11 protein-coding genes and 1 riboswitch are annotated in these 13,064 nt (G+C 71.6%); of the genes, 9 read left to right on the plus strand and 2 right to left on the minus strand.

The features are described 5' to 3' along the window. Nucleotides 1-4 precede the first annotated feature (4 nt). The 4 genes from IE206_RS13765 to IE206_RS13780 are packed head-to-tail and all read left to right on the plus strand — an operon-like array spanning nucleotide 5 to nucleotide 3,899. A complete protein-coding gene (locus tag IE206_RS13765) occupies nucleotides 5-853 on the plus strand; it encodes an ABC transporter permease (protein ID WP_226599494.1) in 849 nt (282 codons plus the stop codon). After that, nucleotides 829-1,641 (plus strand): ABC transporter ATP-binding protein, encoded by an 813-nt coding sequence (locus IE206_RS13770; protein WP_189962415.1) that lies wholly within the window; start codon nucleotides 829-831, stop codon nucleotides 1,639-1,641. The genes IE206_RS13765 and IE206_RS13770 overlap by 25 nt, the downstream gene beginning before the upstream one ends. Beyond that, entirely contained in the window at nucleotides 1,638-2,984 is a 1,347-nt protein-coding gene (locus IE206_RS13775; RefSeq protein ID WP_189962416.1) for an LLM class flavin-dependent oxidoreductase, read from the plus strand. The genes IE206_RS13770 and IE206_RS13775 overlap by 4 nt, the downstream gene beginning before the upstream one ends. A gap of 12 nt (nucleotides 2,985-2,996) precedes the next feature. Next, on the plus strand, nucleotides 2,997-3,899 hold the full coding sequence (locus IE206_RS13780; protein WP_189962417.1) for a TauD/TfdA dioxygenase family protein: 903 nt from the start codon (nucleotides 2,997-2,999) through the stop codon (nucleotides 3,897-3,899). 52 nt (nucleotides 3,900-3,951) lie between these two features. Here the strand turns inward: IE206_RS13780 and metE are convergent, their stop codons facing one another. After that, nucleotides 3,952-6,270: a 5-methyltetrahydropteroyltriglutamate--homocysteine S-methyltransferase gene (gene metE, locus IE206_RS13785; protein ID WP_189962418.1), complete on the minus strand. Its 2,319-nt coding sequence runs from the start codon at nucleotides 6,268-6,270 to the stop codon at nucleotides 3,952-3,954. Nucleotides 6,271-6,422: 152 nt separating this feature from the next. Further along, nucleotides 6,423-6,643: riboswitch (cobalamin riboswitch) on the minus strand. A gap of 296 nt (nucleotides 6,644-6,939) precedes the next feature. On the opposite strand from metE, the gene IE206_RS13790 reads away from it, so the two are divergent. Beyond that, entirely contained in the window at nucleotides 6,940-7,482 is a 543-nt protein-coding gene (locus tag IE206_RS13790) for a heme-binding beta-barrel domain-containing protein (protein ID WP_189962419.1), read from the plus strand. Between the two features lie 30 nt (nucleotides 7,483-7,512). Here the strand turns inward: IE206_RS13790 and IE206_RS13795 are convergent, their stop codons facing one another. After that, complete coding sequence (locus IE206_RS13795; protein ID WP_226599493.1) at nucleotides 7,513-9,165, minus strand: serine/threonine-protein kinase; 1,653 nt, start codon at nucleotides 9,163-9,165, stop codon at nucleotides 7,513-7,515. 432 nt (nucleotides 9,166-9,597) lie between these two features. Between IE206_RS13795 and IE206_RS13800 the strand changes: the two genes are divergently transcribed. From IE206_RS13800 to IE206_RS13815, 4 genes are all read left to right on the plus strand, one after another. Further along, nucleotides 9,598-10,239 (plus strand): DNA primase, encoded by a 642-nt coding sequence (locus IE206_RS13800; protein WP_189962420.1) that lies wholly within the window; start codon nucleotides 9,598-9,600, stop codon nucleotides 10,237-10,239. Beyond that, nucleotides 10,232-11,314 (plus strand): SRPBCC family protein, encoded by a 1,083-nt coding sequence (locus tag IE206_RS13805; RefSeq protein WP_226599492.1) that lies wholly within the window; start codon nucleotides 10,232-10,234, stop codon nucleotides 11,312-11,314. Before IE206_RS13800 ends, IE206_RS13805 begins: the two co-directional genes overlap by 8 nt. A 90-nt stretch (nucleotides 11,315-11,404) precedes the next feature. After that, nucleotides 11,405-12,340 carry a cation diffusion facilitator family transporter gene (locus tag IE206_RS13810; protein WP_308433927.1) on the plus strand — a complete coding sequence of 312 codons (936 nt, stop codon included), beginning with the start codon at nucleotides 11,405-11,407 and terminating at the stop codon, nucleotides 12,338-12,340. Nucleotides 12,341-12,536: 196 nt separating this feature from the next. After that, nucleotides 12,537-13,028, plus strand: coding sequence for a hypothetical protein (locus IE206_RS13815; protein ID WP_189962421.1), 492 nt, complete (start codon nucleotides 12,537-12,539; stop codon nucleotides 13,026-13,028). Nucleotides 13,029-13,064 lie beyond the last annotated feature (36 nt).

The raw sequence follows: 13,064 nt of genomic DNA on the forward strand, positions 1-13,064 counted from the left end.
GGCCATGACCACCACCGCGACGACACCCGTGGTGTCGACACCCGCCGCGCAGGCCCGTCCGCTCCCGCGCACCCGGCGCCGCACCCTCGCGCCCGGCAAACGGCTGCCCGCCTCCCGGCTCATCGGCCCGGGGCTCGTGCTCGTCCTGTGGGCGGCCGCGTCCGCCGCCGGTCAGCTGGACCCCGCCGCGATCCCGGCGCCGTGGACGGTGCTGCGCACTGCCGGTCACCTGTGGAGCGACGGCACCCTGTCCACCGACGTGCTCACCTCGCTCGAACGCGCCGGATACGGCTTCGCCCTCGGGCTGACCGCCGGAGTGGTCCTCGCGCTCGCGGCCGGGCTCAGCCGGGTCGGCGAGGCGCTGATCGACGGAACGGTCCAGCTCAACCGGGCGATCCCCACTCTCGGGCTGATCCCGCTGTTCATCCTCTGGCTCGGCATCGGCGAGACCTTCAAGATCGCGATCATCGCCATCGTCGTCTACATCCCGATCTACCTGAACCTGCACGCCGCGCTGTCCGGAATCGACCACCGCTTCGTCGAACTCGCCGAAGTCCAGGGCCTGTCCAGGGTCCGCTTCGTCCGTCAGATCGTGATTCCCGGCGCGCTGCCCGGCTTCTTCGTGGGCCTGCGGCTCGGGGTCACCGGCTCGTGGCTCTCCCTGGTCGTCCTGGAACAGATCAACGCCACCAGCGGCCTCGGCTACCTGATGTTCCAGGCCCAGAACTACGGCCGCACCGACATCATCCTCGTCGGCCTGCTGATCTACGGCGTCTTCGGCCTCGTCTCCGACAGCGCGGTCCGCATCGTCGAACGGAGGGTGCTGTCGTGGCGACGCACACTGAGCAACTGACCACGGTCGAGGAAGCCCCGGCGGTCCGGCTCGTGGGACTGACCCGCTCCTTCGACGGCCGTACGGTCCTCGACGGCATCGACCTCGACCTCCCGGCCGGCCAGTTCACCGCGCTGCTCGGGCACAGCGGCTCCGGCAAGAGCACGCTGCTCCGCGCCATCGCCGGGCTCGACCACCGGGTCACCGGCAGCGGTCGACTGGCCGCCCCGGAACGGGTGTCCGTGGTCTTCCAGGACTCCCGGCTGCTGCCCTGGCGCCGCGTGCTCGACAACGTACTGCTCGGGACGGACGGCAAGGAGGCCGCCGAACGGGGGCGCGCCGCCCTCGCCGAGGTGGGGCTCGCGGGTCGTGAGAGGGCGTGGCCCAACGAGCTGTCCGGCGGCGAGGCCCAGCGCGCCGCGCTGGCCCGCTCCCTCGTGCGGGAGCCCGAACTCCTCCTGGCCGACGAGCCGTTCGGGGCCCTGGACGCGCTGACCCGGATCCGCATGCACGTACTCCTGCGCGAGCTGTGGCAGCGCCACCGGCCCTCCGTCCTGCTCGTCACACACGACGTGGACGAGGCGATCGTCCTCGCCGACCGGGTCCTCGTGCTCGACCGGGGCCGCATCGGCCTCGACCTGACCATCGAGCGCCCGCCCCCGCGCTCGTACCGCGACCCGCTCCCTGGGGGTCCCTCCCTGTTCGAGCGAAGCCGAGAACTCGGGGGCGAATACCGGGAACGCCTGCTCACCGCCCTCGGCGTCACAGCACACCAAGAACACGCAGAACACCAGGAGGACCACCAGTGACCCGGCGCCAACTCCATCTCAACGCCTTCCTCATGAGCACCGGGCATCACGAGGCCTCCTGGCGGCTGCCCGAGAGCGACCCGTACGCGAGTGTCGACCTCGACCACTTCCGCGAGCTCGCCCGCATCGCCGAACGCGGCACCTTCGACTCGCTCTTCCTCGCCGACGGTCCCGTCCTCTTCAGCAACGTCGGCCAGCGTCCGGCCGGTGTGCTCGAACCCCTCACCCTGCTCACCGCGCTGGCGGTGGCCACCGAGCACATCGGGCTCATCGCCACCGCCTCCACCTCGTACAACTCGCCCTACAACCTGGCCCGCCGGTTCGCCTCCCTCGACCACATCAGCGGCGGCCGGGCGGGCTGGAACATCGTCACCACCGCAGGCGCCGAGGCCGCCCGCAACTTCGGGCTCGACGACGAACCCGCCCATGCCACGCGGTACGAGCGCGCGGCCGAGTTCCTGGACGTGGCGCTCAAGCTCTGGGACAGCTGGGAGGACGACCTGGTCGTCGCGGACAAGGCACAAGGGGTCTGGGGTGACGAGCGCAAGATCCACCCGCCGCGCCACCGGGGAACGTACTTCAGTGTGGAGGGCGCCCTCAACGTCCCCCGCAGCCCGCAGGGTTACCCGCTCCTCGTACAGGCGGGATCCTCGCAGGACGGCAAGCACTTCGCGGCCCGGTACGCGGAGGCGGTGTTCACCGCGCAGCAGACACTGGGGGACGCGCAGGCCTTCTACGCCGACCTCAAGACCCGGGCGCGGGAGGCCGGCCGGGACCCCGGCCATCTCAAGATCCTGCCGGGCATCGTGCCGGTCATCGGCTCCACCGAGGCCGAGGCACGTGCGCACGAGCAGGTCCTGGAGGACCACATCGTCCACGAGCACAGCCTCCACCGGCTCGAACACCTGCTGAACCTGGAGGCGGGCACCCTCGAACTCGACGCCCGACTGCCCGCCGATCTGCCGCCGGAGAGCGACATCGAGGGGGCCAGGAGCCGCTACACCCTCGTCGTGGAACTCGCCCGGCGCGAGCGGCTCACCGTCCGCGAACTCATCGGCCGCCTGGGCGGCGGGCGCGGCCACCTGACCTTCACCGGTACGCCGGAACAAGTGGCCGACGCGATCGAGAACTGGTTCACCCTGGGCGCCGCCGACGGCTTCAACATCATGCCCGCCGTCCTGCCGTCCGGCCTCGGCCTCTTCGTCGACCACGTCGTGCCGATCCTGCGCGCACGAGGCCTCTTCCGCACGGAATACGGCCCGCGAGGCACCCTGCGCGACCGCTACGGCCTCCCGCGGCCCGCCAACCAGCACACCACCGCCCCGACCCTCACCCGAGTCTGAAAGGACCCGTTCATGTCCGGCACAGAGATCCGCAAGGTCACCGCGCACATCGGCGCCCAGGTGTCCGGCGTCGACATAGCCCATCCGCTCCCCGCGGAGACCGTCGCCGCGCTGCGCGCCGCCCTCAACGAGCACAAGGCGCTGGTCTTCGACGACGTCGACCTCGACGACGAGGGCCAGCAGGCCTTCGCCCGCCACTTCGGCGACCTCACCACCGCCCACCCCACCGTGCCCGCCGTCGACGGCGCGCCCCATGTGCTGCCCGTCGACAGCGAGCGCGGCCGCGCCAACCACTGGCACACCGACGTCACCTTCGTCCTCAACCCGCCGCAGGCCAGCACCCTGCGCAGCATCACCGTCCCGCCGTACGGAGGCGAGACGCTGATCGCCAACTCGGCCTCGGCGTACCGGAGTCTGCCGGAACCGCTGCGACTGCTCGCCGACACCCTGTGGGCCGAGCACACCAACGACTACGACTACGCGGTGCCGGACGAGGAGGTGGACGAGGACAAGGCCGAGCAGCGCGCCCAGTTCACGTCCATCAACTTCCGGACCGCCCACCCGGTCGTCCGCGTCCACCCGCTGACCGGTGAACGCGGCCTGTTCATCGGCGGGTTCGCGCAGCGGATCGTCGGCCTGTCGGTGGCGGAGTCCCGCAAGATCCTCGATCTGCTCCAGGCGTACGTGACCCGCCCGGAGAACGTCCTGCGGTGGCGCTGGTCCCCGAACCAGCTCGTCCTGTTCGACAACCGGATCACCCAGCACTACGCCATCGACAACTACAACGGCCTTCCGCGCCGCCTGCACCGTGTGACGGTCGCCGGTGACGTACCGGTCGGCATCGAGGGCAAGGAGAGCTACTCGATCGCGGGCGACGCCTCGCACTACACATCGGTCCACACCCCGCAGGCATGACACGGAGGCCGGGCGGAAGGCGGGGCGCCGGCCTCGGCGCCCCGCCCCTCCCTCAGTCCGCGGCGGGCAACTGCTGACGCGCCGCGCGCGCCGCCGCCGTCATGCGTTCCAGGGCCGGGCGGACCTCGGCCCAACCGCGGGTCTTGAGGCCGCAGTCGGGGTTGATCCACAGGCGTTCGGCGGGTACGGAGCGCAGCGCCCGGGTGATGAGGCGCGCGGTCTCGTCCTCGGGCGGGACGCGGGGCGAGTGGATGTCGTACACCCCCGGACCGACCTCGCGCGGATAGCCCGCCGCGGCCAGCTCGTCCGCGACCTGCATGTGGGAGCGGGCCGCCTCCAGGCTGATCACGTCCGCGTCCAGGTCGTCGATGGCGTCGAGGATCTCGCCGAACTCGGCGTAGCACATGTGGGTGTGGATCTGGATCTCCGGCCGCACCCCGCCGGTCGTCAGCCGGAACGCCTCCGTAGCCCAGGCCAGGTATGCGCGGTGGCCGGCCGCGCGCAGCGGCAGGGTCTCGCGCAGCGCCGGCTCGTCCACCTGGATGACCGAAGTGCCGTTCGCCTCAAGGTCGTTGACCTCGTCGCGCAGGGCGAGGGCGACCTGGCGGGCGGTGTCGGCGAGCGGCTGGTCGTCACGGACGAAGGACCAGGCGAGCATGGTGACCGGGCCGGTGAGCATGCCCTTGACGGGGCGGTCGGTGAGCGACTGGGCGTACGTCGTCCAGCGCACCGTCATCGGCCCAGGCCGGGAGATGTCGCCGGCCAGGACCGGCGGGCGCACATAGCGGGTGCCGTACGACTGGACCCAGCCGTGCTGGGTGGCGAGGTAGCCCGTGAGCTGCTCGGCGAAGTACTGGACCATGTCGTTGCGTTCGGGCTCGCCGTGCACGAGGACGTCGATGCCGGTCTTCTCCTGGAAGGAGACCACCTCGCGGATCTCGGCCTCGATGCGCTCCTCGTAGGTGGCCGTGCCGATGCGTCCGGCGCGCAAGTCGGCCCGGGCGGTGCGGAGTTCGCCGGTCTGCGGGAACGAGCCGATCGTCGTCGTGGGCAGCGGCGGAAGGTTCAGGTGGGCGCGCTGGGCGGCGGCCCGTTCGGCGTACGGCTGGGCGCGGCGGGCGTCCGCGTCGGTGACGGCGGCGGTGCGGGCGCGTACGGCTGGATCGCGGGTGATGGCGGAACCGGCGCGGGAGGCCAAGTCGGCCCGGTTGGCGGCCAGTTCGGCCGTGATGACGCCGGTCCCGCCGGACAGGCCGCGGGCGAGCGTGACGACCTCGGCGGTCTTCTGGCGGGCGAAGGCGAGCCAGCGCGCGATCTGCGGCTCGATGCCGCGTTCGGCGGCCGCGTCGAGCGGGACGTGGAGCAGTGAGCAGGAGGCGGCCACGTCCACGCGGTCGGCGAGGCCGAGCAGCGTGCCCAGGGTGGCCAGCGACTTCTCCAGGTCGTTGATCCACACGTTGCGCCCGTCCACGACCCCCGCGACGAGCCGCTTGCCGGGCAGGCCGCCGACCGCGGCGAGGTCGTCGAGGTTGACGGCCGCCGGGCCGGTGAAGTCCAGCGCGAGCCCGTCGACCGGCGCCTTGGCGAGGACCGGCAGGGCCTCGCCGAGCCGGTCGAAGTACGAGGCGACCAGGAGCTTGGGGCGGTCGGTGGGCGCGCCGAGTTCGCGGTAGGCGCGTGCGACGGCGTTCAGCTCGGCGGGGGTGCGGTCCTGGACGAGCGCGGGCTCGTCCAGCTGCACCCACTGGGCCCCCGCCGCCCGCAGATCGGCCAGCACCCGCGCGTACACCGGCAGGAGCCGGTCGAGCAGGGTGAGCGGCTCGAAGTCGGCGGCCACGCCGGGCGCGGGCTTGGCGAGCAGCAGATAGGTCACCGGGCCCACGAGCACGGGACGCGCGGCGAGCCCGAGCGCGAGGGCCTCCTTGAGCTCGCCGACCTGCTGGGAGGAGTCGGCTGCAAAGACGGTGTCCGGCCCCAACTCCGGTACCAGATAGTGGTAGTTGGTGTCGAACCACTTGGTCATTTCGAGCGGCGCCACGTCCTGGGTGCCGCGCGCCATCGCGAAGTAGCCGTCCAGGACGTCTGCCGCGACGGCCTCGCGGTGGCGGTCGGGCACGGCGCCCACCATGACGCTGGTGTCCAGGACGTGGTCGTAGTACGAGAAGTCGCCGGTCGGCACCTCGTGGACGCCGACCTCGGCGAGCTGCCGCCAGGTGGCCGCCCGTAGTTCGGCGGCGGTCCGCCGGAGCTCGGGGGCGCCGACACGGCCCTTCCAGTAGCCCTCGATCGCCTTCTTCAGTTCCCGGTTCGGGCCTTGGCGGGGGTAGCCGTACACGGTGGCGCGTGCTGCCGCGGCTGCGGACTTGGTCACGAGACTCTCCTTCGCGAGCTCTTCGGTGGAGCGGACCCCGGAACGGGACGAAGGCGCGAAGGGACGACGGACCGGGGCCACGGCATGTGTGCCGTTGCCGCTGGTGCGTACGCCGACCGCCCTCGAGGTCACCGGGATCTCCGCGCGCGATCGGTCGCACACGGGCAGTGGCAGGTCTTCGGACTCGCGGGCACGCCTCGTGCTCTTCGAGGCATCTACTGGCCGTCGCTTCCCAGACCCGGCCGGGCCCAGTGCGTATGACGGCGGTCGTTCCCGCTCACCGCTGCGGGGCAGTCCCGGATTCCCACCGGGTTCCCTCTTACGACGCGTCCCGCCTGGCGGACGGGGCGAACCAGCTGCATCCGCACCCTATGCGCTCGACCGGCGCCCCGGAAACCACGTTTCCGCATGCCGGACGGTGAGTTGCCGCACTCGGCGCCTCGCGCTCTGTGCCCCGGCTGCCTGCGCGCGAAGGGAGGAGCACTCTCGAAGCGGCGATGGGGCGGACGAGGCGGGCATCGTGGCGGGCTGTCCGTTGGCCGGGCGCGAGGATGCGCTGGGTGAGCTGAGAGACGCGCTCACGCGGGCGGCGGCGGACAGCGGGACCTCTGGAGGGTCGACGGCCTAGGCTTCCGTCCGGCATTGGCCCCGACCTCAGGAGCGCACACCGTGTTCGACCCCGCACCGGAGTACCCGTACCCCGACGGCCACCGGCCCGACGAGGCGCCCGCCCCGCACGCCCTGCTCGCGCCCGTGACCGGCCTCCTCGGCACCTGGTCCGGCCGGGGCGAGGGCGAATATCCGACGATCACCGGGGACTTCGCGTACGCGCAGGAGGTCACCTTCAGCCACGACGGCCGGCCCTTCCTGCGGTACGAGGCCCGGGCCTGGCTGCTCGACGAGAACGGCGCGCCCCTGCGTCCCTCCGCGCGCGAGAGCGGGTGGTGGCGGCTCCAGGCCGACGGGCGGGTGGAGGCCCTGATCACCCAGCCCACCGGCATCGCGGAGATCGCGGTCGGCGCCGCGGACGGCAAGACCGTCGACCTCTCCACCAATGACGTCGCCCTTACCCCCACCGCGAAGGAGGTCAACGCGACCCGCCGCCGTTACGAGCTGACCGACGACGACACGCTGACGTTCACCCATGATCTCGCGGCCGTCGGCCAGCCTCTGCAACACCACCTGTCGGTGGTCCTGCGCCGCAAGGGCTGAGCGCTCACTTTCCTCGAAGGAGCCGAAGGACTAACAGGGCGTCGAAGCGCCGTGCTGGCGGGTGATGTTGTCGTTCGACATCCAGCCCGCGGTGCTGGAGCCCTCGATGCGGACGTACGTCCACTTGTTGCCGTGGGCGTTGGTCACGTAGCAGTGGTACCAGAGCTTCGTACCGGACTTGGCCAGCGAGACGGCCGGGCACGTCTGGTACGGGCCGGTCTCCAGGTGGTAGTCCCCGGCCATGTAGCCGTAGGAGCCCGGTGCCGGGTCCTTGTGGCTCCAGCCGGTGCAACTCGTCGACACCGGGGTGGGTTTGGCCGGCGTCGAAGGCTTCGCGCTGCTGCTCGCGGCACTGCTCGGCTTCGCCGGGGCGCCCGGTCGCGAAGGGGCTGTCGACGGCTTGCCGCCGGGGCTCGGGGACTTCGCGGCGCTCGGGGAGTCGCCGGCGTCGCCGGGGAGCCTGGCCGCGTTCGACTCGTCGGCGCCCGGCGGAGTGCTGGCCCCCGGTCCGGCGGCCTGCGCGCCGCCACCGGATCCGGATCCGGAGCCGTTGTCGCCCTGATGGCTCGTCAGGGCGTAGGCGATCCCGCCCCCGGCGAGCACCACCGCGGCCGCCGCGGCCATGACCGTACGGCCGCGGCGCCGGCCCCGGTCGGCCGAGGCGCGGCGCCCGGCGGTCGCGTCGTGCTGCGGAACCATCGGCGCCTGGTAGCCGGCCTGGGGATGCTGCTGGTAGTGGACCTCGGCCACCGGCACCGGCGGGGGAGGCGGGCCGAAAGCGGCCGGAGCCGTGTGAACGGGGGCCGGCGGCGTGGGGTTCGCCGTGCCGCTCGCCGCCACCTGCTCCAGCATCTGCCGCGCCTGCTCGGCGGTCGGCCGCTGCTCCGGCTCCTTCGCCATCAGGGCCTGCAGCACCGGTGTGAGCGCGCCCGCCCGCTGCGCCTGCGGAAGCGGGTCGGTGACGATCGCCGACAGCGTGGACCACACCGACGTGCGGCGGAACGGAGAAGTGCCCTCCACCGCCGCGAACAGCGTCATGCCGAGCGACCAGATGTCCGAGGCGGGACCGGGCTCGCGGCCCTGGGCGCGCTCGGGCGGCAGGAAGTCGAGCGAGCCGACGAGCTCACCGCTGCGGGTCAGCTTCGCCATGGCGTCGTCGTCGGAGGCGTCCATCGTGGCGATGCCGAAGTCCGTGAGGACGACCCGGCCGCCGCGCTCAAGCAGGATGTTGCCGGGCTTCACGTCCCGGTGCAGGACGCCGACCCGGTGGGCGGCGTCGAGCGCGTCCATCAGCTTGGCGCCGATCGCCGCGGCCTCGCGCGGATCCAGCGGGCCCCGCTCGCCCAACACGTCGTCGAGGGAGGGCCCGTCGACGAGTTCCATGACGATGACCGGAAGCCCCCGCTCCTCCGTCACGTCGTGCACCGTGACCACACCGCTGTGCCGGATGCGCGCGGCGGCCTGCGCCTCGCGCTGCATCCGGGTCCGCAGGTCGGCCAGTTCGGGCGCGGACGCATCGGTGTACGCCCGCAGGATCTTGACGGCGACCTCTCGGTTGAGCATCTCGTCCACGGCCCGGGCAACCACACCCATGCCGCCGCGCCCGATCATCGAGGTCACCCGGTAACGGCCGCCGAGCACCTTGCCGATCAGCGCTCCGTCGTTCTCTTCCCCCGCTGGCACCGCACGCTCCGTTCCCCGGCGGCCGTCACTTCACGGCCTGGCGGCACCAGAGTAGACGTCCGTTCGGGTGCTCCCGGCAGCGGCTATGAGCCCGCACCGCCCCCGCTGGCCTCCGGTCCGGGCCCGGGGTGAACCCGCCCTTCCCGAGAGCCTGTTGTCCTCGTCCCCGTCCCGTGGCGGGGGAGGTTGTGGGGGGCACCCCAGAACGTCGACGCGATCCCGTACGCCGCACAAACCGCACGGGCGGATCTGGGACGCTGGGACGACGACCCCGCCCTGACCTGCACGGAATCCGGGCCCTGGGACGGCCCGGAGGCCGCACCCCCCCGGACCTGGACCAGGGTTTGGCTCTGGCCATGCTGGCTACCCGGCGTGATGAACCCTCGACGGGCTCCCCCTCGCTAGACGGGACGACTAGAGGACGGTCAAGGCATGAACAATCGGCTGGGATTGGGGCTCGCGGTGGGCGCGGGCTATCTGCTCGGGCGGACTAAGAAGGCGAAGCTCGCCTTCGGCATCGGGACACTGGTCATGGGCAAGCGCCTACAGCTGAGCCCGCGGGCGATAGCGGACTTCGCGGCGGCCCAACTGGCCGACAACCCGCAGTTCAAGGAGATCGGCGACCAGCTGCGGGAGGACTTGCGCGGCGTCGGCAAGGCCGCGACGGGCGCGCTCCTCAACCGGCAGATCGAGGGCATCGCCGACCGGCTGCACGACCGCACGCTGGATGTCCAGGACCGTATCTCGGGCGTGGTGCCTGACGTGCCGGGCTCGGCGGAGTACGAGGACGAAGACGAGAACGAAGACGAGGACGGTGCCGAGGCCGAGGGCCGGGTGGACGAGGAGGGCAAGGCCTCCGCCAAGTCGACTTCGCGATCCCCCTCATCCTCTTCGAGCAGGGAAGGGGCATCCTCGAAGTCGCGTACGGCCGGACGGGCATCCGCCAAGTCTCCGTCCTCCAAGGCGGGTTCGGCCAAGAAGACCGCCAAGTCCGTGCAGCGTACGGCCAAGCGGGCGCCGGCGAAGAAGACGGCCGGCCGTCGGAGCGGCCAGGGTGGTGAGGGCCGTGGCTGAGACCAGGAATCCGCTGTCGCAGAGCCCCGCGGCCGACCGGCTGAAGCAGGAGCTCCAGGGCTATCTCCTCGCGCAGGGGGAGCGGCTGCTCATGGGCGTGGGCCACAAGCTCGGCGAGACCACGGTCAAGCTCAACGACATCGCCGAGGGCCGAAGCCCCGGGTTCGCCAAGCTGGCACTCGAAGGCGGCCGCAAGGTGGCCGAGGGCAAAGGTCCCGTCCGTGCCGCGGTGGAAATGGGTGCCTCGCATCTCAAGGACAACGCGAAGGAGATGCTCAAGGGGCTCGGCGGCAAGCGCAAGAAGGGCGGGGCGGGACGCAAACCGACCGTCATCATGGAGTCCGTGGACGTGGGCGTGCCGGTGCGTGAGGCCTACGACCAGTGGACCCAGTTCCAGTCGTTCGCCACTTTCGCCAAGGGCGTGAAGAGCGCGACCGTCGCCGACGACACCACATCGGACTGGAAGGTCAAGGTCTTCTGGTCCAGCCGCAGTTGGAAGGCGCACACCACCGAACAGGTGCCGGACGCGCGCATCGCGTGGACCTCCGAGGGCGCCAAGGGCACGGCCAAGGGCGTCGTCACCTTCCACCCGCTCGGCGAGAACATCACCCGTGTCCTGCTGGTCATGGAGTACTACCCCAAGGGGCTGTTCGAGAAGACCGGCAACATCTGGCGCTCCCAGGGCCGTCGCGCCCGCCTCGACCTCAAGAATTTCGCGCGGCACATCGCACTGCGCGGCGAGGCCGAGGGCGGCTGGCGTGGTGAGATCAGGGACGGCGAGGTCGTCGTCAGCCACGAGGACGCGGTCGCCGAGGAGGAAGAGGAACAGCAGGCAGGGCGGCAGGAGGACCAGGCCGAGGGGGAGCCCGAGCCCGAGCAGGAAGACGAGCCGGAGGGCGAACCCGACGAGGAGTACGAGGACGAAGCCGAAGGCGATTACGAGGGCGAGTACGAGGACGACGCCGAGTACGAGGACGAGGCGGACGGGGAAATGGAGGAGGAAGACCCCGAGGCGGCCTCGTCCGCACGCAAGCGGCGCGCCTACGCGGGCTCCCGGAGCAACGGCCGCCGCTGACCGGCCGCGCGGGTCGGCGCCTGCGCAGAAGAGAGAGCAGCGTCATCTGATGGCTCGTCAAACATCGGGCCGCCGCGAGGGCATGGGGAAGTGACCGCAGACAAGAAGGACCGCTCGACCCGGCTGACCGTTCTGGTGGCACTCGGGGCCAACCTCCTCATCGCCGCCGCCAAAGCGGGCGCCGGAGTCGTGGCCGGGTCGCCCGCGCTGCTCTCGGAGGCGGCACACTCCGTGGCCGACAGCTTGAACGAGGTCTTCCTGCTCGCCGCGCTGCGCCGCAGCCGACGCCCGGCCGACCAGCGGCACCCGTTCGGCTACGGCAAGGAACGCTACTTCTGGTCCCTGCTCGCAGCCGTCGGCATCTTCGTCATGGGCGGCTGCTTCTCCTTCGCGCAGGGCATCGAGGCGCTGCACTCGCACCAGCAGGAGTCCACGGCCGGCTATGTCGCAGGGCTGTCCGTCCTCGGTGTGGCGCTCGCGGCCGAAGGAGGCTCGCTGCTTCGCGCCCTGTACCAGGTTCGTGGCCAGAGCGGCGGCATCGGCAGTGACCCGGCCCTGCGGACCGTCGTCGCCGAGGACGGCACGGCGGTGCTCGGCGTGCTGCTCGCGGGGGCGGGCATGGCTCTGCACATGGTCACCGGCCGGGTGGTCTGGGAGGCCTCGGCCTCGATCGCCATCGGACTGCTCCTGGTGTACGTCGCGTACCGGCTCGGCAAGGATGCCCGTGACCAGCTCATCGGTGAGGCCGTGGACCCGGAGCTGCGCGACCGCATCCGGGCGCTGCTCGACGAGCAGCCCGAGATCGACAACGTGGCCGGCCTGCTGACGATGCGGCTGGGCCTCGACTCCACGCTTGTCGCGGCCCGGATCGACCTGCGGCCCGGCCTCGACAGCGAGGAGATCGAGCTGGTCTCCGAGCGCATCAAAGCGGCCGTGGCGAAGGCGTGGCCGGAGGCGGACCAGGTGTTCCTCGACATCACGGAGGCCCCGCCGAGCTTGCGTCCCGCCCAGGACACACCGACCTGACGCTGCGAAGCCATCGCTGCCCGAAACCCATCGGTGCCGTTCAAGGCCGTTCACAGGTGATCTAGGGTCGATCGGAAAACCATGCACAGACCCCTGCATTACACCCCTGCATCGCACCATGGAGTTCGCTTTGGAATCGACACCTTCGACACCTACGTCTCCCGGCACGCCCCACGGCCCGCAGAAGGAGGGCTGCATGGTCGGCCTCTTCTGGATCGACGCGGAAAGCGTCCACCTGGGCACGCCCAGCGCCACGACGGTGTCGGACGTGCTGCTCACACCCGAGTCACTGCGGGTCGTCGGACCCGAGCCGGGAGAGTGGCTCTGGTCGGATGTGACCGCCATCGAGGTGGTCGGCGCCCCGGTCCGTTCGACCGGCGTACGGTGGGCCGGCCGCGCGGCATCGGTGGCCGCCGCCGCGCTGGACGTCTGGGTCCCGGGTAGCCCCGATGAGATGACGGTGGCGGTGAGCTCGGGGGGCGACCGTGTCGAGACGACCGTGCTGTCCGGTGCCGCCGGCGCGTACAGCCGACGCGAGGTCGACCTCTCCCGCGCGCTGCTCGCCCGCTTCGTCGACGGCACGTCCTCGCCCGCCGTCCTGAGCGACTGGTGGACTTCGGCGGATCCGGGCGCACTGCGCTCGCGCGGCCGCGAAGCCGTACTGGAGGAGTGGCTCGCGGCACAGTGACCCGGCGACGGCCATCGATGGCTTCAACCGACCGAT

The organism is Streptomyces violascens (genome assembly GCF_014649955.1).
GTDB classification, from domain to species: Bacteria; Actinomycetota; Actinomycetes; order Streptomycetales; family Streptomycetaceae; genus Streptomyces; species Streptomyces violascens.

Bases quoted from the DNA above. Each gene is read 5' to 3' on its own strand.
- IE206_RS13815 (WP_189962421.1), top strand. From the start codon at position 12,537: ATGGTCGGCCTCTTCTGGATCGACGCGGAAAGCGTCCACCTGGGCACG.
- IE206_RS13765 (WP_226599494.1), top strand. From the start codon at position 5: ATGACCACCACCGCGACGACACCCGTGGTGTCGACACCCGCCGCGCAG.
- IE206_RS13800 (WP_189962420.1), top strand. From the start codon at position 9,598: ATGAACAATCGGCTGGGATTGGGGCTCGCGGTGGGCGCGGGCTATCTG.
- IE206_RS13780 (WP_189962417.1), top strand. From the start codon at position 2,997: ATGTCCGGCACAGAGATCCGCAAGGTCACCGCGCACATCGGCGCCCAG.